At 67.9% G+C, this 21,747-nt stretch carries 23 protein-coding genes and 1 tRNA gene; 16 read left to right on the top strand and 8 right to left on the bottom strand.

Annotated elements, in window-relative coordinates:
* Complete coding sequence (locus AC3A5N_RS11040; protein WP_487737374.1) at positions 1-621, bottom strand: HD domain-containing protein; 621 nt, start codon at positions 619-621, stop codon at positions 1-3.
* 94 nt (positions 622-715) lie between these two features.
* Between AC3A5N_RS11040 and AC3A5N_RS11035 the strand changes: the two genes are divergently transcribed.
* Both AC3A5N_RS11035 and AC3A5N_RS11030 read left to right on the top strand, forming a co-directional pair.
* On the top strand, positions 716-1,927 hold the full coding sequence (locus AC3A5N_RS11035; protein WP_487737373.1) for a sensor histidine kinase: 1,212 nt from the start codon (positions 716-718) through the stop codon (positions 1,925-1,927).
* On the top strand, positions 1,924-2,721 hold the full coding sequence (locus AC3A5N_RS11030) for a LytR/AlgR family response regulator transcription factor (protein ID WP_119514824.1): 798 nt from the start codon (positions 1,924-1,926) through the stop codon (positions 2,719-2,721). Before AC3A5N_RS11035 ends, AC3A5N_RS11030 begins: the two co-directional genes overlap by 4 nt.
* Before the next feature lie 64 nt (positions 2,722-2,785).
* Here AC3A5N_RS11030 and AC3A5N_RS11025 read toward each other — a convergent pair whose 3' ends face one another.
* Positions 2,786-3,796, bottom strand: coding sequence for an adenosine kinase (locus AC3A5N_RS11025; RefSeq protein ID WP_487737372.1), 1,011 nt, complete (start codon positions 3,794-3,796; stop codon positions 2,786-2,788).
* 107 nt (positions 3,797-3,903) lie between these two features.
* Here AC3A5N_RS11025 and AC3A5N_RS11020 point away from each other — a divergent pair, with 107 nt between their 5' ends.
* The 3 genes from AC3A5N_RS11020 (at position 3,904) to AC3A5N_RS11010 (ending at position 5,744) form a co-directional block, all read left to right on the top strand.
* Positions 3,904-4,596, top strand: a complete 693-nt coding sequence (locus AC3A5N_RS11020; protein ID WP_487737371.1) for an EI24 domain-containing protein — start codon at positions 3,904-3,906, stop codon at positions 4,594-4,596.
* Positions 4,586-5,023: a hypothetical protein gene (locus AC3A5N_RS11015; protein WP_487737370.1), complete on the top strand. Its 438-nt coding sequence runs from the start codon at positions 4,586-4,588 to the stop codon at positions 5,021-5,023. Before AC3A5N_RS11020 ends, AC3A5N_RS11015 begins: the two co-directional genes overlap by 11 nt.
* Before the next feature lie 82 nt (positions 5,024-5,105).
* On the top strand, positions 5,106-5,744 hold the full coding sequence (locus AC3A5N_RS11010) for a hypothetical protein (RefSeq protein ID WP_487737369.1): 639 nt from the start codon (positions 5,106-5,108) through the stop codon (positions 5,742-5,744).
* On the opposite strand, the gene AC3A5N_RS11005 is transcribed toward AC3A5N_RS11010, so the two are convergent.
* A complete protein-coding gene (locus AC3A5N_RS11005) occupies positions 5,722-6,219 on the bottom strand; it encodes a DUF2141 domain-containing protein (RefSeq protein ID WP_487737368.1) in 498 nt (165 codons plus the stop codon). The genes AC3A5N_RS11010 and AC3A5N_RS11005 overlap by 23 nt on opposite strands.
* A gap of 263 nt (positions 6,220-6,482) precedes the next feature.
* Between AC3A5N_RS11005 and rpe the strand changes: the two genes are divergently transcribed.
* The 7 genes from rpe to dxs all read left to right on the top strand — a co-directional run bounded on the left by rpe (position 6,483) and on the right by dxs (position 14,069).
* Positions 6,483-7,145, top strand: a complete 663-nt coding sequence (gene rpe / locus AC3A5N_RS11000) for a ribulose-phosphate 3-epimerase (protein ID WP_487737367.1) — start codon at positions 6,483-6,485, stop codon at positions 7,143-7,145.
* The gene (locus AC3A5N_RS10995) at positions 7,145-9,022 is read left to right on the top strand and encodes a heparinase II/III family protein (RefSeq protein ID WP_487737366.1); all 1,878 of its coding nucleotides are present in this window, start codon (positions 7,145-7,147) and stop codon (positions 9,020-9,022) included. Before rpe ends, AC3A5N_RS10995 begins: the two co-directional genes overlap by 1 nt.
* Before the next feature lie 7 nt (positions 9,023-9,029).
* Positions 9,030-10,619 (top strand): bifunctional phosphoribosylaminoimidazolecarboxamide formyltransferase/IMP cyclohydrolase, encoded by a 1,590-nt coding sequence (gene purH, locus AC3A5N_RS10990; protein WP_487737365.1) that lies wholly within the window; start codon positions 9,030-9,032, stop codon positions 10,617-10,619.
* A gap of 136 nt (positions 10,620-10,755) precedes the next feature.
* Positions 10,756-10,893, top strand: a complete 138-nt coding sequence (locus AC3A5N_RS10985) for a hypothetical protein (RefSeq protein WP_487737364.1) — start codon at positions 10,756-10,758, stop codon at positions 10,891-10,893.
* Positions 10,890-11,567, top strand: coding sequence for a peptide-methionine (S)-S-oxide reductase MsrA (gene msrA, locus AC3A5N_RS10980; protein WP_487737363.1), 678 nt, complete (start codon positions 10,890-10,892; stop codon positions 11,565-11,567). Before AC3A5N_RS10985 ends, msrA begins: the two co-directional genes overlap by 4 nt.
* 37 nt (positions 11,568-11,604) lie before the next feature.
* A complete protein-coding gene (locus tag AC3A5N_RS10975; RefSeq protein WP_487737362.1) occupies positions 11,605-12,075 on the top strand; it encodes a Fur family transcriptional regulator in 471 nt (156 codons plus the stop codon).
* Between the two features lie 71 nt (positions 12,076-12,146).
* Positions 12,147-14,069: a 1-deoxy-D-xylulose-5-phosphate synthase gene (gene dxs, locus AC3A5N_RS10970; protein ID WP_487737361.1), complete on the top strand. Its 1,923-nt coding sequence runs from the start codon at positions 12,147-12,149 to the stop codon at positions 14,067-14,069.
* 9 nt (positions 14,070-14,078) lie between these two features.
* Here dxs and AC3A5N_RS10965 read toward each other — a convergent pair whose 3' ends face one another.
* The 5 genes from AC3A5N_RS10965 to AC3A5N_RS10945 all read right to left on the bottom strand — a co-directional run bounded on the left by AC3A5N_RS10965 (position 14,079) and on the right by AC3A5N_RS10945 (position 19,810).
* Positions 14,079-14,759, bottom strand: a complete 681-nt coding sequence (locus AC3A5N_RS10965) for an NnrU family protein (RefSeq protein ID WP_487737360.1) — start codon at positions 14,757-14,759, stop codon at positions 14,079-14,081.
* A gap of 42 nt (positions 14,760-14,801) precedes the next feature.
* Positions 14,802-15,347, bottom strand: coding sequence for an FKBP-type peptidyl-prolyl cis-trans isomerase (locus tag AC3A5N_RS10960; RefSeq protein WP_487737359.1), 546 nt, complete (start codon positions 15,345-15,347; stop codon positions 14,802-14,804).
* A 5-nt stretch (positions 15,348-15,352) separates the two neighbouring features.
* Positions 15,353-16,726, bottom strand: coding sequence for an amidohydrolase family protein (locus AC3A5N_RS10955; protein ID WP_487737358.1), 1,374 nt, complete (start codon positions 16,724-16,726; stop codon positions 15,353-15,355).
* Positions 16,723-18,105, bottom strand: coding sequence for an amidohydrolase (locus AC3A5N_RS10950; RefSeq protein WP_487737357.1), 1,383 nt, complete (start codon positions 18,103-18,105; stop codon positions 16,723-16,725). Before AC3A5N_RS10950 ends, AC3A5N_RS10955 begins: the two co-directional genes overlap by 4 nt.
* A gap of 67 nt (positions 18,106-18,172) precedes the next feature.
* On the bottom strand, positions 18,173-19,810 hold the full coding sequence (locus tag AC3A5N_RS10945) for a peptide MFS transporter (protein ID WP_487737356.1): 1,638 nt from the start codon (positions 19,808-19,810) through the stop codon (positions 18,173-18,175).
* Between the two features lie 201 nt (positions 19,811-20,011).
* Here AC3A5N_RS10945 and AC3A5N_RS10940 point away from each other — a divergent pair, with 201 nt between their 5' ends.
* The 4 genes from AC3A5N_RS10940 (at position 20,012) to AC3A5N_RS10925 (ending at position 21,743) form a co-directional block, all read left to right on the top strand.
* Entirely contained in the window at positions 20,012-20,353 is a 342-nt protein-coding gene (locus tag AC3A5N_RS10940) for a GntR family transcriptional regulator (protein WP_487737355.1), read from the top strand.
* A gap of 171 nt (positions 20,354-20,524) precedes the next feature.
* Positions 20,525-20,806: an integration host factor subunit beta gene (locus AC3A5N_RS10935; RefSeq protein WP_487737354.1), complete on the top strand. Its 282-nt coding sequence runs from the start codon at positions 20,525-20,527 to the stop codon at positions 20,804-20,806.
* Between the two features lie 55 nt (positions 20,807-20,861).
* Positions 20,862-20,946: transfer RNA gene (locus AC3A5N_RS10930), tRNA-Leu, on the top strand.
* A gap of 170 nt (positions 20,947-21,116) precedes the next feature.
* Positions 21,117-21,743, top strand: coding sequence for a PilZ domain-containing protein (locus AC3A5N_RS10925; RefSeq protein WP_487737353.1), 627 nt, complete (start codon positions 21,117-21,119; stop codon positions 21,741-21,743).
* Positions 21,744-21,747 lie beyond the last annotated feature (4 nt).

The raw sequence follows: 21,747 nt of genomic DNA, 5'->3' as shown, positions 1-21,747 counted from the left end.
TTATTCGGCGGCTTCGGCCTGCTCGTCGAGCTGGTAGAGGCTCGCCAGCGGCCTCGCCATCACCCGCCGCACCATCGGCTCGAAGAAATCGAGCGGCTCGCTCTCGTAGTCGGGATCGAACGCGGCCTGGTCGTACTTCTCGCAGAACTCTGCGCACGCGTCGAAGTGCTCGCTTCCGCGGAACGCCTCGCGCGCGTCCTTGTCCATGCCGAGGTAGTGGAAGTAGTAATAGCCTTGGAAATGCCCGTGATGCTGGCAGATCCAGTGCAGTTCCTCGCGCACGAAGGGCTTGATGATCGAGGCCGCGACCTCGGGATGGTTATAGCTCCCCAGCGTGTCACCGATGTCGTGCAGCAGCGCCATGACGACATATTGCTCGTCGCGCCCGTCGCGGTGCGCGCGCGTCGCGGTCTGCAGCGAGTGCTCGAGCCGGCAGACCGGAAAGCCGCCGAAATCGCCGTCGAGCAGTCGCAGATGTTCGAGCACGCGGTCGGGCAGGCCCTTGGCGAACTGGCGGTACTCGCCGCCGATGATGGCCCAGTCCTGCGCCGTGCCTTCCTTCATCTCGCGGAACTTCGCGCGCTCCGCAGCGCTGTGAAGCGTGTGATCGGTTGCGTTCATCACCAGCTCTCCCTTTGCGGGCATCCTAGCGCGCCGCGCCGGGCACGCCAAAACAATCTGACGAATGCGGCGGAAATCGGCTAAAGCGCTGGTCATGGCCGTGCTGCCTTCACCACCTGCGCCGTTTTTCGCCAACAAGAACAGCGCCTTCTGGAACCTGCAGTTCGCCGGTTGGGGCGGAGCGATGCTGTTGCGCGCGGTGACCGCGATCGCGAACGGGCAGTCGCTCGACTTCATGGTTCCGCTGGCGATCGAGATCGTCACCGGCTTTTCGATCAGCCTCGTCCTGTCGGTCGTCTATCGAAAGCTGATCAATCGCCGCCCTTTGGTGACCTGGGGGATTACGGCGATCGCACTTGCCATTGCGGTGGGGGTTTACGCGGCGATCGACGGCTGGGTCTTCATGCTCTACCGGCCGCAAAGCGAATCCAGCTTCGCTACCATTCTGGTGGGCATTTCGATGCTGCCCTTCACTCTGCTCGGCACCTGGTCGGCGCTCTATTACGCGATCAACTACTTCCTTCAGGTCGAAGAGCAGACCGACCGGCTCGAACGGCTGGAAGCGCAGGCGACGAGCGCGCAGCTCGCCATGCTGCGCTATCAGCTCAATCCGCATTTCCTGTTCAATACGCTGAACTCGATCAGCACGCTGGTGCTGCTCAAGCAGACCGAACCGGCCAATGCGATGCTGACCCGGCTGTCGTCGTTCCTGCGGCACACGCTTATCAGCCAGCCCGGCGGCAAAGTCACGCTGGCGCAGGAGGTCGAGACGCTCAAGCTCTACCTCGGGATAGAGCGCATGCGTTTCGAGGAGCGGCTTCGGACCGAGTTCAACATCGAACCGGCTGCCGCGCACGCCCGGCTCCCCTCGATGCTGCTCCAGCCGCTGGTCGAAAACGCGATCAAGTACGCGGTCTCGGCGCAGGAAGAAGGCGCGCGAATCAGTGTCGCCGCTCGACTCGTCGGAAACCGTCTGCGCGTCACCGTTTCCGATACCGGACCGGGCTTGCAAGCCAGCCAGATGCGTCCCAGCCTTCCGCGTGCAATAACGGGCGAGGGTCAGGCGGTTTCGACCGGGGTCGGCCTCGCCAATATCAGGAACCGGCTTGCACAGGCCTATGGCGACGACCACCTGTTTGAAATCCGCACGCCGCCCGAAGGCGGCTTCACCGTAATGATCGAGATCCCACACGATTTCGCCGGGGCGGAGGAACCTGCCGCCCCTCAACCGCGTATTTCCGGGAATTCTCCGCCTCCCCCTCCCGCCGCGCAGATCACCAAGCGGCCAATCGGAACCAAAGCATGACCATCCGCACCATCATCGTCGACGACGAGAAACTCGCCATACAGGGCCTTCAGGTCCGCCTCGAAGCTTTCGAGGACGTCGAAGTGATCGAGACTTGCGCCAACGGGCGCGAGGCGATCCGCAAGATCAAGACCGAGAAACCCGATCTGGTCTTCCTCGACATCCAGATGCCGGGCTTCGACGGGTTCTCGGTGGTCAAGGGCGTGATGGAGATCGAGCCGCCCCTGTTCGTCTTCGTCACCGCATTCCAGGAACACGCGATCCGCGCGTTCGAGGCGAATGCGGTCAACTACCTGATGAAGCCGGTCGATCCGGACAAGCTGGCCGATACCATCGAGCGCGTACGCCAGCGCCTGGCGGAGAAGCGCTCCGCCGAAGATGCGGAAAAGCTGCTCAACGTGCTCAGCGAAGTGGCGCCCGACGCGGCCGAGGAATTCGCCGAGAGCGAGAGCGAGTCGAGCGATCGGTTCGAAAAGCTGATCAACATCAAGGATCGCGGGCAGATCTTCCGCGTCGAGGTCGGCTCGATCGAGCATATCGAGGCCGCGGGCGACTACATGTGCATCTACACCGGCGACAATTCGCTGATCCTGCGCGAGACGATGAAGGATCTCGAGCGCCGGCTCGACCCGCGCAAGTTCCAGCGCGTCCACCGCTCGACCATCGTCAATCTCGATCAGGTCCGGCAGGTGCGGCCGCACACCAACGGCGAGTGCTTCCTCGTGCTCGACAGCGGCGCGGAAGTGAAAGTCAGCCGCAGCTACCGCGACGTGGTCGCGCGCTTCGTGCACTGATCCGCCCAGGCACGCTCGGTTCTAATCCAAAGGGGGAGGGTCCCGACCTCCCCAAAGTGCGCCGTCAGGCGGTCAGCCGCTCGTCCATCAGCTTCTGCAGGTCGGCTTCCGGCCGCGCGCCGTAGTGGCTGATCACTTCGGCGGCGGCGATCGCGCCCCGGCGCAGGCAGGTCGCGAGCGGTTCGCCGTTCACGTGGCCGTAGAGGAAGCCCGCGGCGAAGAGATCCCCTGCGCCGGTCGTATCGACCACCCGCTCGATCGGCTCGGCGGCGACGCGCGCCCGCTCGCCGCCCGAGAGCGCGATCGCACCGTCCGCGCTGCAGGTCACGATCAGCGTCGGCACTTTGTCCTTGAGCGCGGCGATCCCGGCCTCGAGGTCGTTCTCGCCGGTCAGTGCGGCGAGTTCGAGGTGGTTGGCGAACAGGATGTCGATCAGTCCGTCGTCGATCAGCGCGCGGAAATCGTCGCCGTGGCGCTCGATCACGAACACCTCGGAAAGCGTGAACGCGACCTTCCGCCCCGCGGCGCGCGCGGCTTCGATCGCCCGGCGCATGGCCGCGCGCGGCTCCTCCGGATCCCACAGGTAGCCTTCGAGGTAGAGGATCCTGGCCGCCGCGACGGCTTCGGCGTCGAGCGTTGCCGGGGGGAGATATTGGCTCGCGCCGAGGAAGGTGTTCATCGTGCGCTGCGCGTCGGGCGTGACGAAGATCAGGCAGCGCGCCGTGGGCGGGTCGCCCCGGCGCGGCGGGGTGTCGAAATCGATCCCGACCGCGCGGATGTCGTGCGCGAAGACCTCGCCGAGCTGATCGTCGGCGACCTGGCCTATGAACGCACATTGCGCGCCAAGCGCGGAGAGGCCCGCCAGCGTGTTGGCCGCCGATCCGCCCGAGATCTCTCGTGCCGGCCCCATCGCGTCGTAGAGCTCCTGCGCGCGGGCGGTGTCGACCAGGGTCATCCCGCCCTTGTTGAGGCCGAGCTCGTCGATCAGGTCCTCGCTGCACGGGGCCATCACGTCGACGATGGCATTGCCGATGGCGATTACGTCGTAGCGCGGTTCGGGCGTCTGCTGAGTCACGGCGAATCCTGATTGTCCGGGAAAGCGCCGCGCCTAGCCGCTGCGGGTTCTCGCGCCAAGGCTTTGCGATTGACTTGGCCCTCCGGCCCGGCCCATTCCCTCGCGCGATGCTTTCGCTTCCCTCAGCCCTGGGCCGTGCGGCCGGTCAGTTGACCGATCCCGCCGTGCTGCGCGTGCTGGCCAAGTCGATCGCGGTGACGCTGGCGATCTTCCTCGCGCTCGGGATCGGCGCGGCGGCGGGGATCGAGGCGCTGCTCGCGCGGTGGGAGATCGCCGGCAGCGACGAGATCGGCGCGCTGGTGGGGCTGGTCCTGATGCTCGTGGGCGGCTGGCTGCTGTTCCGCATCGTCGCGCTGGCGGTGCTGCAGTTCTTCGCCGACGAGGTCGTCCGCGCGGTGGAGCTGAAGCATTATCCGCAGGCGCGTGCGAACGCGCGCGATCCGGGCTGGCGCGAGGAGCTGGGGATGAGCGCGCGGGCCACCCTGCGCGCCGTGCTCGCCAATCTCGTGGCGCTGGTGCTCGCGATCCCGCTGCTGTTTACCGCGATCGGTCCTGCCGTGCTGTTCTGGGCGGTCAATGCCTGGCTCCTCGGGCGCGAGCTGCAGGATCTCGCCTGGGCCCGGCATCGCCACACGCGGGGGGCCGAAGCGCCGATCCGCGCCCCAGAGCGATTCCTGCTCGGCGGCGTGGTCGCCGGCCTGCTCGCCGTGCCGTTCGTCAACCTGCTCGCGCCGGTGCTCGGCGCGGCCGCAGCCGTCCACCTCGTCCATCGCCGCAAGGAAGGCTCCATTGCAGCATAGAATACTCGCTCTCGCACTGCTGCCGCTGCTCGGCGCGTGCGTCACCGCCATTCCCGAAGCCCCTGCGCCCGGCGGCACCGCGCCGCCATCCGCGCGCCCGTCGGCCCCGCCGCCGACCCGGCCGGCGCCGCCGCAGGGCGGGGGGGGCTTTCGCGCACCGCGCGTCATGAACATGCCGGGGCTCGAAGGCGTCATCGGTGCGGACGCGGAGGCGCTCCAGCGCGTGTTCGGCATCGCGCGGCTCGACGTGCGGGAAGGCGACGTGCGCAAGCTGCAATACAGCGGCGAGCCCTGCGTGCTCGACATCTACCTCTATCCGCTGCGTCCGGGCGCCGAGCCGACGGCGACTTACGTCGACGCCCGCCGCTCGTCCGACGGGCTCGACGTCGACCGCGCGGCCTGCGTTGCGGCACTGCGCCGCAGGTGAGCGGCAGGCCGAGCCCGCTCGTAACCCGCCCTTAACCATTGGAGCCGGAAACTCGCCTTCGAACCGGCAGGAGGGCGAGGCCATGACCATCCAGTTCACCGACATCGCACGTACAGCCGTGGCTGAAGGCGAGATCTCCGCTCCGCACCTGCTTGCCCTGCGTCAGCTCGAATGGGACGCGGGGCGGATCAGCCGCGACGACGCCGAGGAGATCCTCGCGCTCAACCGCACCTTATCGCGCCCCAGCGGGGAGTGGACCGACTTCTTCGTAGAGACGCTGAGCGCCTACCTGCTTGACGGCAGCGCCGCGCGCGACCGTTGCAGCGAGGACGCAGCGCGTTGGCTGACCGGCGCGCTCGACGCTCTGGGCGGGGTGCCGACGATGGCCGAGCTCGAGTTGCTCGTGCGCGTCATCGAACGCGCCGAGCGGGCGCCCGAGACCCTGCGGTGCTATGCGCTGGCTGCGATCGAGACGACGGTGCTGACCGGCACGGGGCCAACGCGGGTCGGCGGGCGGCGCGGCGCGCCCCGTATCACCGGTGCTGAGTGCCGCCTCGTGCGGCGTATCCTCCTCGCCGGTCAGGGCCCGGTCCATGCAGGCCGGTCGGCAACGGAGTTCCTGTCGCGGATCGACCGGGCGACGCGGGGCGGCGACAACTCGCCCGAATGGCGGGCCCTGCTCGACACTCTGGGCGGCGTCAGCCCCAGTATTTCATGTTGATCGTGATCGACTTCACGCCGTCGCCAACCGGGAATGCCGTCTTCGTGTAGCTCGGCTTGCCGAGATTGAAGATGTTGATGCTCGGGTTGTTGGACATACCGCCACCGTCTTCACGCAGGTCCGTGTCGCCGTTGCCGTTGATGTCGTGACGCACAGCCACGGCATAGGTGCCGGCAGAGGGCACGGGCAGGCAGAAGGTCATCGTGCCGCGCTGCGCCGAGGCTTCCACACGGTGGAGCCACTTGCCCTTCTTGAGCCATTCGGAACTGGTGCCGCGATAGGTTTGCACCCGTATCGTGCCGCGGGAGGACTTGACGCCGGTCACCGTCACCTTGACAGCCGGGCCGCTGCCGGCGCTGCACCGGCCGAGGTCGTTTGAGATCTTCTGCTGATAGGCCTGTGCCGGCGCGGTCGCCAGCATGCCGGCCGTGAGCATCGCGCCGGCGGCAATTCCGAGGGTTTTCCTGAGAGTCATCGTCTGCTGCGGTCCATCGTTGCTGCGGGGGGAGGTCGAGCGGCAATTCATGCCGCCGGGGTACGGCGATGGCCGGCTCCCTGTCTTGGCAATGCATCTGCGGCGGGCGGCCTTAATTGGCCCTGAATTCGCCGCTGGACAACCATTCATCGCCGGAACGACTCGCCTCGTGCACACTATGTGGAAAAGGTGGCGGTGCGCGCTTGTCGCGATTCCGGTCGCGCTCTAGGCGGAGTTTCCCGCCCTTTGCAATGCGATCGACCATGGCCGCGCCGCTTATCTCCCCGTCCATCCTGTCCGCCGACTTCGCGCGTCTGGGCGAGGAAGTGCGTGCGATCGACGCCGCCGGCGCGGACTGGATCCACATTGACGTAATGGACGGGCATTACGTGCCCAACATCACCATCGGCCCGGCCGTGGTGAAGGCGCTCCGCCCGCACACCGACAAGCCGTTCGACGTCCATCTGATGATCAGCCCGGTCGACGCCTATCTCGAGGCGTTCGCCGACGCCGGCGCCGACATCATCACCGTCCATCCCGAAGCCGGCCCGCACACCCACCGCACGCTGCAGGCGATCCGCGGCCTGGGCAAGAAGGCCGGGGTCGTGCTCAATCCCGGCACGCCGCCCGACGCGCTCGAATACCTGCTCGACCTCGCCGATCTCATACTGGTGATGAGCGTCAATCCCGGTTTCGGCGGGCAGAGCTTCATCGACAGCCAGCTGCGCAAGACCGAGGCGATCCGCCGCATGATCGACGCCAGCGGACGCGACATCCGGCTCGAGGTCGACGGCGGCGTGAACGAGGAGACCGCGCGGCTCTGCGTCGCCGCCGGGGCCGACGTGCTCGTCGCCGGCTCCGCCACGTTCAAGGGCGGGCCCGGGCGCTATGCCGCCAATATCGCCGCCCTGAGGGGGGAAGGCTGATGGACCGCGTGGCGCCGCTCGCCGATAGAGGCGCCCGCGACGCCGACGATCGCGACTGGGTGGAGCCTGCGCTGCCGCTGCACGCGGATACGGGCGACGATCTGGTCCGGCGCGAGAAGACCCGGCACGAAAGAGACAGACGCGAAGTGCTCGAACCGGGCCGTTCGCTGGTCCTTTCCGATCTCGCGCCGCCCCGGCTCGGTGCCGGCGAGCGGCTGATCCGCCTCGCCTACGGCATGGGCGTTTCGGGATCGACGCTCACCGCGCCGTTCGCCAAGCCGGCCAAGCCACGCCTGCTCGGCACGGTCGAGAGCCCCTATGCCGGTGACCGCGCGGCCGGTGTCGCGCTGCGCGCCGGGCATTTCCTGATCTACGGGGTCAAGGCGCCGATCGCGCAGATGGAGTTCGATTCGGTCGCGCGGCTGACGCCGCCGTTCGAGCGGACGGTCCACGGCTTCGGCTGGCTGCGCGATCTGGCCGCCAGCGCGCCGCGCGAACAGTGCCTCGCCACGGCCGAGCGCCTGCTCCGCGCCTGGCTCGAGGCCAATCCCGCGCCCGGCAAGGGGGCCGCCTGGCAGGTCGAGCACGTCGGCAACCGCCTGCGCAACTGGCTCGTCTTCGCGCCGCTGATCCTGTCCGGCGAAGGGACGCAGCTCCGCGGGCAGACGCTCGCCGCTATCGCGGAGACCGCGCGCTGGCTTGACCGCAAGGTCGGGAGGGCGGAGGACGGGCCTGGCGCCGTGGCCGGCTGGACGGCGCTCACCGCCGCCGGGCTGCTGTTGCCCGACGGCAAGCCGCGCCGGCTCTATGCCGAAGCCGGGCTCGCGCGCGCGCTGGGCGAGCTGGTGGCGGAGGACGGCGGGGTCCTCTCGCGCAGCCCGCTGGCGCAGATGGACGCGATCGCTGCGCTGGTGGACCTGCGCGCCTGCTACGAGGCGGTGAAGCGCAATCCGCCGCAGGTGCTCGAGACGATGCTGCAACTGCTCGTGCCGCCGCTGCTCTCGCTGCTGCACGGGGATGGGGGGCTCGGCAACTGGCAGGGCGCGGGCGCGATCGGCGCCGATCGCGTCGCCGCCCTGGTCGAGGCGAGCCGCGTGCGCACGCGGCCGCTCAAGGAACCGCGCCAGTGGGGCTATCAGCGGGTCGCCGCGCACAAGTCGGTCCTGATCGTCGACACCGCGCCTCCGGCGCTGCCGCGTCACGCCCGCGCCGGCTGCGCCTCGACGCTGGCGTTTGAATTCTCGGTCGACGGGCAGCGGCTGGTCGTCAATTGCGGCGGGGCCGCCTTTGCCGGCGGGCAGGTGCCCGTGCGGATCGAGCAGGGCCTGCGCGCGACCGCGGCGCACTCGACGCTTGTGCTCGACGAAGCGAACTCGACCGCCATCCTCCTCGGCGGCAAGCTCGGCAGCGGGGTCAACGAAGTCGAGGTCGACCGCCGCATGCTCGACCTCAACGGTGGCAGCGCGACGCGGGTGGAGGCGAGCCACGACGGCTATGCCGCACGCTACGGCCTGATGCACCGCCGCATCCTGATCCTGCGCGACAACGGCCACGAATTGCGCGGCGAGGACGTGTTGCTGCCCGCTGGCAAGACTGGCAAGCGCGGCAAGATAGCTTTCGCGATTCGCTTCCACCTCGGCCCCGGGGTCGAGGCGCGCCTGTCGGAAGACGGCAAGGGAGCCGGCCTCGCGCTGCCCGACGGCAGCTACTGGCAGTTCCGCTTGCCCCAGGGCGACGGGGCGGGCGATCTGGCGATCGAGGAAAGTCTGTGGATCGACGGACTGGGCAAGCCCCATCCGATCGAACAACTGGTCATTCAAGGGATGACATCGCGCAGCGGGGGAAGTTTCTCCTGGCTGCTCAAGAAGATGGGATAGAATTCAAGTGAGCGACGTGACGATCAAGCGGGCACTGCTTTCGGTGTCCGACAAGAGCGGTTTGGTGGATCTGGGCGCGAAGCTGGCCAAGGGCGGCGTCGAGCTGGTCTCCACCGGCGGCACCGCGCGTGCTCTGCGCGAGGCTGGGCTGGCCGTGCGCGACGTCTCCGACCTCACCGGCTTTCCCGAGATGATGGACGGGCGGGTCAAGACACTGCACCCGATGGTCCACGGCGGCCTGCTGGCGGTGCGCGACAACCCCGAACATGCCGCGGCGATGGAAACGCACGAAATCGGCGCGATCGATCTGGTCGTGGTCAATCTCTATCCGTTCGAGGCGACCGTCGCGCGCGGCGCCGAGCGCGAGGAGATCATCGAGAACATCGATATCGGTGGGCCCAGCATGGTCCGCTCCGCGGCGAAGAACCACCAGTTCGTCACCATCGTGACCGATCCGGCCGACTACGACGATCTGCTGGACGAGCTCGCCGGTCACGACGGCGGCACGTCGCTCGAATTCCGCCGCCAGATGGCGGCCAAGGCCTTCGCCGCGACCGCTGCCTATGATTCGATGATCAGCCAGTGGTTCGCCTTCGCCGATCAGGGACAGACCTTTCCCGACATGCTGGCGATCAACGGCCGCCGCGTGACCGAGCTGCGCTATGGCGAGAATCCGCACCAGAAGGCTGCGCTCTATACGCCCGTGGGTCCGCACGCGCGCGGCATCGCGCAGGCCGAGCAGCTCCAGGGCAAGGAGCTCAGCTACAACAACTACAACGACGCCGACGCCGCGCTCGAGCTCTGCGCCGAGTTTGCGGGCGGCGATCCGGCAGTCGTGATCGTCAAACACGCGAACCCCTGCGGCGTCGCCCAGCGCGGCTCGCTGCTGGATGCGTGGAACGAAGCGCTCGCCTGCGACAGCGTCTCCGCTTTCGGCGGGATCGTCTGCGTGAATGTCGAGCTCGACGGGCCGACGGCGGAGGCGATCTGCGACATCTTCACCGAAGTCGTGATCGCACCCGCGGTGAGCGAGGAGGCGCGCGCGGCCTTCGCGAAGAAGAAGAACCTGCGTCTGCTCGTCACCGGCGAACTGCCCGATCCGCGCCGCGGCGGCCTGTCGGTCAAGCCGATTACCGGAGGGCTGCTGGTGCAGAGCCGCGACGACGGGGCGATCGCCCTGGCCGATCTCAAGGTGGTCACCGAGCGGGAGCCGACCGAGCAGGAACTGAAGGACTGCCTGTTCGCCTGGACGGTGGCGCGCCACGTCAAGTCGAACGCCATCGTCTATGCGAAGGACGGCGCGACCGCCGGCATTGGTGCGGGCCAGATGAACCGCCGCGATTCGAGCCGGATCGCCGCGGCGAAGGCAATCGAAGCGGCGGAGACCTACGGCTGGGCCGCGCCGCGCACGGCGGGCAGTGCGGTCGCGTCCGATGCGTTCTTCCCTTTCGCCGACGGTCTGCTCGCCGCGGCTGAAGCCGGCGCAACGGCGGTGATCCAGCCCGGCGGCTCGATCCGCGACGAGGAAGTGATCGCCGCAGCGGACGAGGCGGGCCTGGCGATGGTCTTCACCGGAATGCGACATTTTCGCCACTAGGGTGTAAACGCAAAGTTGGCGCGGGGCCTCGCGCCCGCCCCTTTCGTAAACCGATCCCGAACACCATGTTCAGTCACCCGCAAGCGCGGCCTGCTAGACCGCGTGGCAAGAAGTACCGCTGAAAAAGACGAAGCCGATGAACCCGTTCAAGACCGATCTCTTCCGCAATTTCGCCATCGGCTTCGCCGCGGGCGCCGTGATCGTCGCCTTGCAGGCGTCGCCCGACATCGTCGGTGCCGTCCTGCCGCAGGCCGAGGCCGCCGTCTTGAAGTGAAGCCCGCTTTCGCGTCCCTCGGTGCAGGTCTGCTGGCGCTGAGTGCCTGTCAGCAACCCGCCGATCTGGCGCAAAGCATCGTCGAAGCCCCGACACCCGAGCGCGTGGCGCGCGAAAGCCCCGGCCTGAAGACTGCGATCTTCGCCGGCGGCTGCTTCTGGGGTGTCGAAGGCGTTTTCAGCCATGTGCGAGGCGTGACCGGCGCGGTCTCCGGATATCACGGCGGCACCGAGCGGCAGGCCCGCTACGATCTCGTCGCCACCGGCCTGACCGACCATGCCGAAGCGGTGGCGGTCACTTATGATCCCACGGAAGTTCGCTACGACGAACTGGTGCGCATCTTCTTCTCCGTGGTGGCCGACCCGACGCTCCGCAACCGCCAGGGGCCGGACAAGGGCGCGCACTACCGCACGGCGCTGGTTCCGATCGATGCGGAGCAGCGCGCGGTCGCCGCCGCCTATCTCGATCAGATGGAAGCCTCGCGCCTGTGGGGCGAGCCGATTGTCGCCGCGATCGAACCCCACCGGACCTTCTATCCCGCCGAGGATCGCCATCAGGACTTCGCGGCCCGCAATCCGGGCCACGGATACGTCCTGCGCTGGGATCGGCCCCGGATCGCCGCCCTCGAGCGGCTCTATCCCCGCCTCTACCGCACCGGCTTCGTACGCGATTGAGTGGCGCGCGGGCCGCGCAATCGCTATATCCGCAAGTATGGCGACCCAGCATAAGCACTCACACCACGAACACAGTGGCAGCGACCTCATCACCGCAGCGCGCGACGCGCTCGTTGCGGCGGGCGAGCAGTGGACCGGAATGCGCGAGTCGGTGTTCGAGGAACTCGCACGCCACGAACGCCCAGCCTCCGCCTACGACATAGCCGACAACCTCTCGGCCGCGCGCGGCAAGCGAGTGGCGCCCAACAGCGTCTACCGCATCCTCGACCTGTTCGTGGCGAACAACCTCGCCATGCGGGTCGAAAGCGCGAACGCCTATCTCGCCAACACCCACCCGGGGTGCGAGCACGACTGCATCTTCCTCGTCTGCGACGAATGCGGGGAAGCGACCCACGTCGATGACGATACCGTCTCCGGCGGGGTTCGCGGCGTGGCGAAGGCCAGCCGCTTCCAGACGCGCCGCCCGATCATCGAGGTGCGCGGCCTGTGCGAGACCTGCGCCGGCTGACGCCCGGCCTAGCCACCCGTTCATCGCACGCGTTCATCGACAGTCACGCTTCGCCCGTGTAAAGCTTTGCCATGAGTCAACGTCCCGATACGCCCCTGCTCGACACGGTCGCCACACCGCAGGACCTCCGCCAGATCGACAAGAGCCGCCTGCGCCAGCTCTCGGACGAACTGCGCGCCGAGATGATCGATGCGGTCGGCAGCACCGGCGGGCATCTCGGCTCGGGGCTCGGCGTGGTCGAACTGACCGTCGCCATTCACTACGTCTTCAATACGCCCGACGACAAGCTGATCTGGGACGTCGGCCATCAGGCCTACCCACACAAGATCCTGACCGGCCGGCGCGATCGCATCCGCACCCTGCGCCAGGGCGGTGGTCTGTCGGGCTTCACCAAGCGCAGCGAGAGCGAGTACGACCCGTTCGGCGCCGCGCATTCCTCGACCTCGATCTCCGCCAGTCTCGGCTTCGCCGTGGCCAACAAGCTGAACGACCGCCCGGGCAAGGCGATCGCGGTGATCGGCGACGGGGCGATGAGTGCCGGCATGGCCTACGAGGCGATGAACAATGCCGAACAGGCCGGAAACCGGCTGATCGTGATCCTCAACGACAACGACATGTCGATCGCGCCGCCCGTGGGCGGGCTCTCGGCCTATCTCGCGCGCATGGTTTCCTCGAGCGAGTACCTCGGCCTGCGCAGCCTCGCCTCGCGCATTTCCAAGAAGCTCAGCCGCAGGGTCCATTCGGGGCTGGAGAAGGCCGAGGAATACACCCGCGGCATGGTCACCGGCGGCACGCTGTTCGAGGAACTCGGCTTCTACTACGTCGGCCCGATCGACGGGCACGATCTCGACCACTTGATCCCGGTGCTCGAGAACGTGCGCGACAGCGAGCAGGGGCCGATCCTGGTCCACGTCGTGACCAAGAAGGGCAAGGGCTACGGCCCGGCCGAGGACAGCGCCGACAAGTACCACGGCGTCGCCAAGTTCGACGTCATCACCGGCGAGCAGAAGAAGTCGAGCGGCGGACCGCCCGCCTACCAGAACGTGTTCGGCGACACGCTGGCGAAGCTCGCCGAGACCGATCCGCGCATCTGCGCCATCACCGCCGCCATGCCGAGCGGTACCGGGGTCGATCGGTTCGCCAAGGCCCACCCCGAGCGCGCCTTCGACGTCGGCATTGCCGAGCAGCACGGCGTCACCTTCGCCGCCGGGCTCGCCGCGCAGGGCATGCGGCCCTTCGCCGCGATCTATTCGACCTTCCTCCAGCGCGCCTACGACCAGGTCGTGCACGACGTCGCGATCCAGAACCTGCCGGTGCGCTTCGCAATCGACCGCGCGGGGCTGGTCGGGGCGGACGGGGCAACGCACGCCGGCTCGTTCGACGTGACCTATCTGGCGAGCCTGCCCAACTTCGTCGTCATGGCCGCGGCGGACGAGGCGGAACTGGTCCACATGACCTACACCGCCGCCGAATACGACGCGGGACCCATCGCCTTCCGCTATCCACGCGGCGCCGGCATTGGCGTGCCGCTGCCGGAGACGCCCGAGAAGCTCGAGATCGGCAAGGGCCGGCTGGTGCGCGAGGGGAGCAAGATTGCACTGCTCAGCCTCGGCACGCGCCTGCACGAAGCGCTCAAGGCGGCCGACCAGCTCGAGGCCAAGGGCTTGCCCACCACCGTCGCCGACATGCGCTTCGCCAAGCCGCTCGATACCGCCCTGATCGAGAAGCTCATGCGCACGCACGAAGTGGTCGTGACGATCGAGGAAGCTGCGATCGGCGGCCTCGGCGCCCACGTCCTCACCTTCGCCAGTGACGAGGGGCTGACCGACGCAGGGCTCAAGATCCGCACCATGCGCCTGCCCGACTTGTTCCAGGACCACGACGATCCGGCGAAGCAGTACGACGAGGCCCGCCTCAACGCGCCGCACATCGTCGAGACGGTACTCAAGGCGCTACGCCACAACAGCGCCGGCGTGGCGGAGGCGCGGGCCTGAGATCCCGACCTACGACTGTATCCACAGCCATACGCCGGCGGGAACGCCGGCCGCGTGGATGTGCGACCAGGTGATCACCAGCCATAGCACCAGCGCGGTGAGCCACAGCAGCCACCCGGCGCGCGGGAGCGCCGTCCAGCGGGGCCAATAGGCCGTCCGTGCTTCCCACGCACTCCAGGCCTCGCCCATCAGGGAGCGCTTCTTGCGGTCCTGCATGTGCGCGCCGACGAGGGCGAGGAACAGCACGGCGCCCGCGACGATCAGCGTGCGCACGCTCCACCACAGCGCGATGTGCGAAATGGCCCAGAGTGCGAAGCCCCACATCATCGGATGGCGCGTGACGGCGAAGATGCCGCCGGCCTCGCGGCTCGTCATCGCCTCCGCCCGCGGGTCGGGCAGCGCCGGGTTCTTGCGCAGCGAGCCGAGGAACAGCACGAGCGCTGGGAGCGTGAGCACGGTGGCGGCGATCCAGCCGATCTGCCCCGATCCGCCGAGGTCGGCCGGCGGCGCGGCGCGGAAGGCCAGGACCATCCAGGCGAAGGTCGCCAGTGCCACCAGCGAATAGAGGCCGAGGAACGGCCCCGCCCCCAAGGCACGCACCAGCGGCGCACGCAAGGGATGGGACAGCGCGAAATGCGTGCCGACGAAAGCGATCGCGGCGGCGCTCAGCGACAGAAGGGCTTCATTCACGACATTTCTCCCCGAAACGTCATTTCAGTAGCAAATAAAAACCTATTCCGCAATCTGTCCCTCGCCGATCGCGATCAGCTCGATCTTGAACAGCAGCGTCGCATTGCCGGGGATCGGGCCCTTGCCCTTGGGGCCATAAGCGAGATCGGCCGGTGCGGCGATCTCGATCGTGTCGCCCACGCCCATCTCGGGGATCGCCAGCTTCCACGCGGGAATCAGCTTGCCGAGCGGAAACGTCGCGGGCTCGCCGCGGTCCCAGGAGCTGTCGAAGGTCGTGCCGTCGGTCAGAGTGCCGGCATAGTGCACGGTCACCGTGTCCTCCACCGTCGGATGCGGCCCGGTGCCGCCGCCGGCCACGCGCCGGATGCGCAGGCCGCCGGGCAGGGTGCCCCACCCGTCCTCCGCCTTGAGGCGGGCGAGTGCGGCCTGCTGCTCGTTGTGCCAGGCGGCATCCTGCGACCGGTCCGGCGCCGCGTCCTGCGCCAGCGCAGGGACGAGCGCACAAGTCGCGACGGCCAGCGCCGCCGCGCCGAGCGCGCCCAGCGTGGCGGAAGCGCCCGCCGGGCGCGGTTGAGGCTTGTCAGCCATGGGCCTTACCAGTCATAGGCTTTCGGCAGTTCGCTCTCGTCCAGGTCGCGGTAACGGTTACGCAGGCCGGTCTGGTGGTTCTCGAGCGGCTGCTCGACACCGTCGACGTAGACCCGCACCGGGGCCGAGGAGACTTCGAGCGGGTCGCCGTCCCACACCACCACGTCGCCGGCCGCGCCGGGCTTCAGCACGCCGAGCCGGCCGCCGAAGCCGCTGATCTCGGCCGGGATCGAGGTGATGCTCGCCAGCGCCTCGCCCCAGCTCAGCCCGGTGGCCCGGGGAACGGAGGCGAGCGCCACCAAATTGCCCGCGAAGTGCGCCAGATAGCGCGGCTGCTCCATGGCGGCGGCATTGATCGCCACTTTCACCCCGGCGTCCTGCATGCGGCCGATGTTGCTCTGGGTGGAGGCGAGCTGCTCGAACCGCGCGGGCAGGTCGGTCAGCGCGTCGGCGATCACCGGAACGCCCGCAGCCGCGATCTCGTCCGCGACCATCCAGCCTTCGCTGGCGCCGACGATGACGACGTCGAGCCGCGGAAATTCCTGCCGCAGCGCGAGGACCGAGCGGATGTCCGCCGCGCGCTCGACATGGACGTAGAGCGGCTGGCGGCCCGCCACCACCGGCACCAGGGCCGCGGCATCGAAGCGGGTCAGCAGCACGTCGGTCGCGCGCTCGGCATCGCTTTCGACCAGGCGCGGGTCGATCAGGATGTCATCGCCCGTGCTCACCTCGGCCGGGCGGCTCGGGCCTCCGGCGAGGCCGGATTCCTCACCGAAGCGCGAGGCTTCGCGCAGCGCGTTGCGGAGCAGGGTGTGCGCCGCCGTGCGGCTGCCGCCGGCCAGGCGCCCGCCCGTTTCGCCGAGCTCCACGAACTGGAACGCGCGCGCGCGGTCGAGTGCCTGCGGATCGTCGCCCAGGTCGATCATCGCACCCTGTCCGGCGAAGATCGAGCTCGCGGCGGACGGCGCCACCGCGGCGCGGGTGATCCCCGCCGCCCGGCTGACCAGGATGTGCTGCGAGCGATGATTGATCGAGGTCGCGACATCGAGCGCCGCGCTGAACGGCGAGTTGCGCGCCGACGTGTCGTTGCTCTCACCCACGGCGCCGACGTCCACCAGGCCGAGGTCGGTGACGGTGGCGAAGATCCCGGGGGTGACCCAGGTCCCGCTCCCGTCGGAAACCGGCACGCCCGCGGGCACCTGCACGTTCGCGCCGGCGGCGACGACCTTGCCGCCGCGCACGACGACGGTAGCGTTCTCGATCGGCGCGCTGCCGTCGCCGGTCGCGACGGTGGCGTTGGTGATGGCGAAGTCCTGCGCCGCCGCGGGTGCTGCAAGAGCCAGGGCGGCGGTGGCGGCGAGAAGCGTGCGCCCGATCATTTCACGTCTCCTTCGCCGGGCTGGCCGAGTTCGAAGTCGCTCACCGGCCGGCGCTGCGGGTCATTGGCGTCGAACATCAGCGCGCCGTCGACCCAGACTTTCTCGGGCCGCGAATAGACCGACAGCGGATCGCCGTTCCACAGCACCACGTCGGCCATCTTGCCGGCCGCGAGGCTGCCGGTCACGTCGTCGATCCCCATCGCCTTGGCGGCGTTGAGCGTGAACCAGCCGACCACCTCCGCATCGGGAATCTGGATGCCCATGCGCGCGCCCGCGGCCTGGGCCTTGGCGGCGTCCTGGTTGAGGCGCTGGATGCCGTTCTCGCTGTCGGAGTGGATCACGACGCAGGCGCCCGCCTGATAGAGCAGCGCGGCGTTTTCCGGGATGCCGTCGTAGGCTTCCATCTTGAAGCCGTACCAGTCGGACCAGATCGCGCTGCACACGTCGTTCTCGCGCAGCAGGTCGCCGATCTTGTAGGCTTCGACCGCGTGGTGGAACGCGGTGACGCGGTAGCCCATCTCCTTGCCCATATCCATCACCAGCGCCATCTCGTCGGCGCGGTAGCAGTGGTTGTGGATCAGGATCTCGCCGTCGAGCACGCCGGCGAGCGTTTCCTTGCCGAGATCGCGTTCGTCGCGGTCGCCCGCGGCATATTCGTGCGCGTCGATCCAGATCTGCCGGTTGACCGCGAAGTTGCCCATGCGGGTCGAAGGCGTGCGGCCCTTGCCGCCGTAGACGCGCTTCGGGTTCTCGCCGCAGGCCATCTTCAGGCCGTAGGGCGCACCGGGGAACTTCATCCCCTGGACGGTGCGGCTCGGCACGTTCTTGAGCGTGACCGAGCGGCCGCCCATCAGGTTGGCAGAACCGGGCAGGATCTGCAGCGAGGTGACGCCCCCGTTCGCGAGCGCACGGGTGAAGCCCGGGTCCTGCGGCCAGACCGAATGTTCGGCCCAGACTTCCGGGGTGGTTGGGTCGGTCGCCTCGTTGCCGTCCGAGTGCGCGTCGACCGACGGGGTCGGGTAGTCGCCCAGGTGGCTGTGGATGTCGATCACCCCGGGGGTGACGAACTTGCCGGTGCCGTCCACCCGTGTGTAGCCCGCCGGGATCGCGAGATCCGCGCCGCCTACGCCGATAACCTTGCCGTCGGCGAACAGCACCGTCCCGTTGTCGATCCGCCCGCCGGCCCCGTCATAGACCGTCGCGCCGACCAGCGCGGTCGGCGCGCCCGGATAGGGCCTGTAGGTCGAGGGATAGGGTGTGTCGGGATAGTCGTAGGCGCTCGCGGACTTCGCGGAATCGCCTGATCCTTCGGTGGTCGCGCACGCGGCCAGCGCCGCCGTGGCGGTCGCCGCGAGAAGGACGCGGATGGCTGCTCTCATTCGGATGCCCCCCAGAACTGGATGAAGAAGGGGCGCGAATCGCGCCGCGCCCCGGTTGTTTGAAAGATCAGCCCCTCGGACGGGTCGTCGGGTGAATGCCGGCTTCCTGCGCCTCGATCCCGGCTTCTGCCTGGCCTTCGAGGTCGTCGCCGACATTGTCGTCGCGCAGGGTATCGAGGTGCATCAGTTTCTTCACCAAGCGCGAGATCAGGATGACGACCACGCCGACCACGATCGCAATAAGGCCGATGGTCCAGTAGATCTCCATCGTCGCGGCACGGGTCATCTCCCCTTCTTCGCCACCGGTTGCGGCGCCGATCATGCCGGCAACATAGTTGCCGCCCGCTGTGGCGAAGAACCAGGCGCCCATGATCAAGCTGGCGAGATGGCGCGGCGAAAGCCGGTTCATCGCCGAAAGGCCGACAGGGCTGAGGCAGAGCTCGCCCGTGGTGTGGAAGAAGTAGATGCCGAAGAGGAAGATCACCGGCACCAGCGCCTCCGGACCGACACTCGCCGCGCCCCAGACCAGCACGAGGAAGCCGAAGCCGAGCTGGACGAGGCCAAGGCCGAACTTGGCCGGCGTCGAAGGCTCGAGCCCGCGACGGCCGAGAAAGGTCCACAACCACGCGAAGATCGGGGCCAGCAGGATAATGTAGATCGGGTTGATCGACTGGAAAATAGGCGCCGGAACGCCGCCCAGGTCGATATAGCGATCGGTAAACAGATTGAGCGAGCCGCCCGCCTGCTCGAACAGACCCCAGAACAGCGGTTGGAGCGCGATCAGGAACAGGATAGCGAACATCCGCTCGCGAGGCTCCTTCTCGAGCTTGAACGCCTCGAATAGAACGTAGGCGAGCAGCGCCACGCCCGAGAGCAACATCAGGCCGCCGACAACCGATTGATACTGGATCAGCACCCACATCACAGCCACGGCGGCGAGGCTAACGGCATAGAGCATATACTCGCGGTTCTTCTCGAGCAGCTTGGGCGGTTCGCCCTGGCCGAGCAGTAGCGGTTTGCCGAGGATGAACACCACGAGGCCGAGCAACATGCCGACGCCGGCCGCGCCGAAGCCATAGGCCCAGCCGAGGGTGATGCCCAGATAACCGGCGATAATCGTGCCGATCGCCGCGCCGACGTTAATCCCCATGTAGAAGATCGTGTAGGCGCCGTCGCGGCGGACGTCGGTGCGCGGATAGAGCTGCCCAACGATGACCGAGATGTTCGCCTTGAGGAAGCCCGAGCCAACAATAATGAAGCTAAGCGCGAGCCAGAACACGTTGATCGTCGGATCGTTCTGCCCGCCCGTCCCCTCGAACGCCATCAAGAAGTGGCCGAAGGTCAGGAGCACCGCGCCAAACGCGACGGCCTTGCGTTGGCCCAGATATCGGTCAGCGAGCCAGCCACCGAGCACCGGTGTGATGTAGACCAGGCTGACATAGGCACCATAGACGATGTTTGAAGCGCTGTCGTTGAACAGCCAATGCTGCGTTAAATAGAAGATCAACAGCGCGCGCATGCCGTAGTAGGAGAAGCGCTCCCACATTTCGGCGAAGAACAGGATGTAGAGGCCCTTGGGATGGCCTCCCACTTCGGGCTGCTTGCGCGTCACGGCGTAGGCGCCAGCCATCAGAAATAGCGCCAGGATGCAACTGGCAATGGCGACGATCCAGTCGCCCTCGTTCCACAAAGCCAAGTCTTTCATGCGAACCCTTCCCAACTCCGTGCGGCTCGTCGCCGAATGCGGGCACCCTAGCGCCTCAAATTGCCTTGTGAAGTATTAGTTACAGGCGAAACGGGGGCCGCTGGTGTTCGCCGCCGTGAACCGGGAACCTTGCGCGCCGCGCTGTATTATGTCACTGATGCACCTTGAGCAGCGCCGCCGCGCGCGAGGACCGACTACGCAATGACCCAGCAGAGCCGCCCCGTCTATCTCAAGCTGCGCGACCAGATCGCGGCGGCGATCATCGAGGGCGTCTATGCCGAAGGGGACATGCTGCCGTCGGTCCGGGCCTTCGCGGCGGAGCAAGGCGCCAATCCGCTGACCGTCGCCAAGGCCTACCAGCAGTTCCAGGCGGACGGCCTGGTCGAAGTGCAGCGCGGGGTCGGCATGTACGTCGTCCCCGGCGCGGCGGAAAAGCTGCGGCGCAGCGAGCGGGAGCAGTTCCTGGCCACGGAATGGCCCGAGCTCAGGGTCCGCATGAAGCGTCTCGGCATCGATCCGGCGGAGCTGCTCGCGCATAGCTGATGCGGCGCACCCCCGGTGCAGCGCGCTGTTTCGCGTCGCGATTGCACGATTGGCGCACATCTGGCATTGGAAATTTCCCAAGGTCGCACTAGGCTGCCGCGACGGCGGCGTTGCAAATCAGCGCCTTGCATGCCCCTTGGGTTAGCCGGGCCATGTGCCGGGAGGGTAGGAATGATACGATCCGAACTGCTGCAGGCTCTGGCCAAGGACAATCCCGAGTTACGCGCCGAGGAAGTGGAGCAGGTGGTCGACATCTTCTTCGAAGAGATCGCCGCGCGCCTGGCCGAGGGCGGCCGGGTCGAGCTGCGCGGTTTCGGCGCCTTCTCCACCCGCGAGCGGCAGGCCCGGACCGGGCGCAACCCGCGCACCGGCGACCCGGTCGAAGTGCCCGCCAAACGCGTGCCCTACTTCAAGCCGGGCAAGGAAATGCGCGAGCGTCTCAACACCGATTGACGCCCCGCGCGCCGGGGCCAATCTTGGCGGATCGGCGGCCGACGGGCCGCAGTGCGCGGGCGTGGCGGAATGGTAGACGCCGGGGACTTAAAATCCCCTGAGCTTTGCTCGTGCGGGTTCGAGTCCCGCCGCCCGCACCAGATCATCCGCCACAGAGATCGACAAGCGCGTGCTCCGTCCGGTTCCAGATCCCCGCCCGCTCGTTAGCCCCGTCTTTACCCTTAGGCGCGCGGTAACCATTTACCGATAAAGACCTGCCAGTCGGGCGGGGGCGGCGGTTCGCGTGGGCCCCTGCTCTCGGAAGGCAACGATGGAACAGTCGGCAGGCGACACTGCGATGAACGACGGCCCGCGGGCCGAGGAGCGCGCCGCACCGCGCTTCACGCTGCTGATCCGTTCGGCCAAGCTCATCGCGCCCGAAGGCCAGTTCCTGTGCGTGATCCGCGACGTTTCGGCCACCGGCATCAGCCTCCGCGGCTTCCACCCGCTTCCCGATGGGGATCCCCTGCTGCTCGAGCTCCAGACCGGCGACCGGCTAGCGATCGAGCGCGTGTGGAGCCGCGGGCTCGATTCGGGCTACCGCTTCGCCGCCCCGGTCGAGGTCGGCAACGTGATCGCCGAAACCGGCGAATATCCCAAGCGCCCCCTGCGGCTCGATCTCGACCTGCCGCTCCACCTCCAGTGGGGCGGGGAGCGGATCGAGGCCGACCTGGTCAACCTCTCGCAGCAGGGCGCACGGATCGTCTGCGACCATTTCCTCGCCCTCGGCCAGCCGCTGTGGCTGATGTCCGACCGCCTGCCCGAGATCGAGGCCAAGGTCCGCTGGCGCGACGGCGAGCGCTACGGGCTCGCGTTCGACACCACGTTCAACCTGCGCGAGCTGGCGCTCCTCGCGGCGCGGCTGCAGTGCCCGCGCCTGCTCTCCGCACCCGTATAGGCCG

The organism is Pelagerythrobacter sp. Soil_C_18, assembly GCF_057657235.1.
This window is presented reverse-complemented; position numbering and strand designations above follow the sequence as displayed.

Coding starts and splice junctions, on each gene's coding strand:
- AC3A5N_RS10955 (WP_487737358.1), bottom strand. CDS start 16,726: ATGATCGGGCGCACGCTTCTCGCCGCCACCGCCGCCCTGGCTCTTGCA.
- AC3A5N_RS11040 (WP_487737374.1), bottom strand. CDS start 621: ATGAACGCAACCGATCACACGCTTCACAGCGCTGCGGAGCGCGCGAAG.
- rpe (WP_487737367.1), top strand. CDS start 6,483: ATGGCCGCGCCGCTTATCTCCCCGTCCATCCTGTCCGCCGACTTCGCG.
- AC3A5N_RS11030 (WP_119514824.1), top strand. CDS start 1,924: ATGACCATCCGCACCATCATCGTCGACGACGAGAAACTCGCCATACAG.
- AC3A5N_RS10940 (WP_487737355.1), top strand. CDS start 20,012: ATGACCCAGCAGAGCCGCCCCGTCTATCTCAAGCTGCGCGACCAGATC.
- AC3A5N_RS10925 (WP_487737353.1), top strand. CDS start 21,117: ATGGAACAGTCGGCAGGCGACACTGCGATGAACGACGGCCCGCGGGCC.
- AC3A5N_RS11010 (WP_487737369.1), top strand. CDS start 5,106: ATGACCATCCAGTTCACCGACATCGCACGTACAGCCGTGGCTGAAGGC.
- dxs (WP_487737361.1), top strand. CDS start 12,147: ATGAGTCAACGTCCCGATACGCCCCTGCTCGACACGGTCGCCACACCG.
- AC3A5N_RS10950 (WP_487737357.1), bottom strand. CDS start 18,105: ATGAGAGCAGCCATCCGCGTCCTTCTCGCGGCGACCGCCACGGCGGCG.
- AC3A5N_RS11020 (WP_487737371.1), top strand. CDS start 3,904: ATGCTTTCGCTTCCCTCAGCCCTGGGCCGTGCGGCCGGTCAGTTGACC.
- AC3A5N_RS10995 (WP_487737366.1), top strand. CDS start 7,145: ATGGACCGCGTGGCGCCGCTCGCCGATAGAGGCGCCCGCGACGCCGAC.
- AC3A5N_RS11005 (WP_487737368.1), bottom strand. CDS start 6,219: ATGACTCTCAGGAAAACCCTCGGAATTGCCGCCGGCGCGATGCTCACG.
- AC3A5N_RS10960 (WP_487737359.1), bottom strand. CDS start 15,347: ATGGCTGACAAGCCTCAACCGCGCCCGGCGGGCGCTTCCGCCACGCTG.
- AC3A5N_RS10935 (WP_487737354.1), top strand. CDS start 20,525: ATGATACGATCCGAACTGCTGCAGGCTCTGGCCAAGGACAATCCCGAG.
- AC3A5N_RS10985 (WP_487737364.1), top strand. CDS start 10,756: ATGAACCCGTTCAAGACCGATCTCTTCCGCAATTTCGCCATCGGCTTC.
- AC3A5N_RS10975 (WP_487737362.1), top strand. CDS start 11,605: ATGGCGACCCAGCATAAGCACTCACACCACGAACACAGTGGCAGCGAC.
- AC3A5N_RS11035 (WP_487737373.1), top strand. CDS start 716: ATGGCCGTGCTGCCTTCACCACCTGCGCCGTTTTTCGCCAACAAGAAC.
- AC3A5N_RS10945 (WP_487737356.1), bottom strand. CDS start 19,810: ATGAAAGACTTGGCTTTGTGGAACGAGGGCGACTGGATCGTCGCCATT.